Genomic DNA, 1,916 nt, shown 5'->3' on the forward strand with positions numbered 1-1,916 from the left:
TTTGATTTTAATAGAGAATGAACATCATCATTTACCACTTTAAAACATCTTCTCCTTACAATAACCACCTAAATTAACAGAAAATTGTTATAATTAAAATTAAGGAGGGATACTATGAAAAAAATCATATCTATATGCGCTCTAACCGCTTTATCTTTCACCTTAATAGGTTGTACAAGTACCTCGGCTACAGATAAAGCTTCACAAGTTAAGCAAGAACATACACAAAATACCTTTCAATTAAATTCCGCTAATATTACAGACATTGAAATACTGAAAACAACAAATCATACTACTTCCAAATCTCAAACAGATAATGAAAAAATGATACAATCTATCGTTTCAGCAGTTCAAAATGGAACACCTAAAACAATCACTTTAGATCAAAAAAAGAGAGAATCTGCACATTCTACTATTACTGTTACATATAAAGATGACTCAAAAGAAGAATTTCTTGTGTGGGCTGATAATAAGGAGCAAATTACGATTGCTAAAGATGAGAAGAAAGATAAGGTAGAAGGTGTGATAGTGAATATTAAAGATGCTAAAATAATGAAGGATTTCTTTTAAAATTCTAGTTAACGTTAAAAAAAGTAGGATTACATCCTACTTTTTTTTAATCATGCTCAATAAATAGACCTTTATAAAATCTATTTAAGGTCTAATTTTGCTAAATCATGTTGTAAAACATTGTTTCCTTCTTGTGGGTTAAATATGATTGCACTAAGACCAAAAACATTCGTAACAACATCTCTATCTTTCGGACGAATGATTCTTACTTCATAAGCAAAAAGTGCTGGAGGAAGAGCTGCTGAACGAAAAGTAACATATCGATTAGGTGGCAATGTTTGTGTTGAAGGGTCTATTAATGGTAACAATACCGGAGAACCAGATGACCAATCAAACATTTCAACTGTTACTCTACGAGTATCATCTGGATCAACATTCATAGCTTCAACAGTAAGAAATAACGTAGCGGAATGTCTACGTAATACACCCGTTGACAAAGTTTCATTGTGATGTTTATGACATCTTCCAGGAGGATGACCATAGCCATAGCTCATATCAATTCCCCCCTTTCATTTACAATTAAGGACAAGTATTCCTTATAATATATAATGCTAGTATTCTTTTAATGAAAGGTATAAAAGCGGATTTCTATCTATATTATTAGATATTTTATTTTTCATTTATTCGCTCTTAAAGAATAAAATGAAACTTTAATCAGCCCCCACCAATCCGGGTCTTACTATCCGAAAAATAGCGGCATAAATCTATTTTAAAAAGGACCTGCTCCATTTATTCGTAAAAAGCATAAAGTAAATGGAATCCGTTAAAACACATGAGTGAACCTTTGTTTTTCTCCTCCTATTTAAAGGAGGAACTATTATGGGCTTTGGTGGTAGTTGTGGCGGCTGTGGTTTCGCTGGAGGATTTGCTTTATTAGTTGTATTGTTTATTTTATTAATCATCGTTGGAGCTGCTTGCTTCTGCTAAAAACTATCGAAAGGACGCTCACGTGAGTGTCCTTTCTTCATGAAAAAAGCCCTACGCAATGTGCAGAGGTTCAAGTGTAACGAATACTTTAAAAATATAGTATTACATTCCCTCCTCCAAAATGAACTTCGATGCTATAAATTTCGTTTAAGTGCAATCTTAATATTTTAGTTTAATAGCAATATGGTGAAACTTTATTCCAAACAATATTGCCATTGCACCAAAGTAAAACAAACTGGACAACCTAGATTTCAAAAGGAAGACACCTTAAAGGTTGTCTTTTCTTTATAAGTAAAAAAAACCCGCCTATTTCCGTAGGCGGGCTTTTATCTTTATTACACAATATGAAAGTATACTCTCTTTTTCTTTGAAATTTTATGTAATTATACATATTCATGAAAATAGAAGAAGTGAAATTG

General features: G+C 32.2%; 3 protein-coding genes. 2 read left to right on the forward strand and 1 reads right to left on the reverse strand.

The features are described from left to right. Nucleotides 1-114: 114 nt before the first annotated feature. Entirely contained in the window at nt 115-570 is a 456-nt protein-coding gene (locus tag ACQGS6_RS27475) for a hypothetical protein (protein WP_000720862.1), read from the forward strand. Nucleotides 571-650: 80 nt separating this feature from the next. Here the strand turns inward: ACQGS6_RS27475 and ACQGS6_RS27480 are convergent, their stop codons facing one another. Then, the gene (locus tag ACQGS6_RS27480) at nt 651-1,064 is read right to left on the reverse strand and encodes a hypothetical protein (protein WP_000120203.1); all 414 of its coding nucleotides are present in this window, start codon (nt 1,062-1,064) and stop codon (nt 651-653) included. Between the two features lie 325 nt (nt 1,065-1,389). Here ACQGS6_RS27480 and ACQGS6_RS27485 point away from each other — a divergent pair, with 325 nt between their 5' ends. Continuing rightward, nucleotides 1,390-1,497, forward strand: coding sequence for a YjcZ family sporulation protein (locus tag ACQGS6_RS27485; protein ID WP_000505670.1), 108 nt, complete (start codon nt 1,390-1,392; stop codon nt 1,495-1,497). Nucleotides 1,498-1,916: the final 419 nt, after the last annotated feature.

It is taken from the genome of Bacillus sp. GMs2/2, assembly GCF_050172095.1.
GTDB classification, from domain to species: Bacteria; Bacillota; Bacilli; order Bacillales; family Bacillaceae_G; genus Bacillus_A; species Bacillus_A cereus.

Coding starts and splice junctions, on each gene's coding strand:
- ACQGS6_RS27475 (WP_000720862.1), top strand. CDS start 115: ATGAAAAAAATCATATCTATATGCGCTCTAACCGCTTTATCTTTCACC.
- ACQGS6_RS27485 (WP_000505670.1), top strand. CDS start 1,390: ATGGGCTTTGGTGGTAGTTGTGGCGGCTGTGGTTTCGCTGGAGGATTT.
- ACQGS6_RS27480 (WP_000120203.1), bottom strand. CDS start 1,064: ATGAGCTATGGCTATGGTCATCCTCCTGGAAGATGTCATAAACATCAC.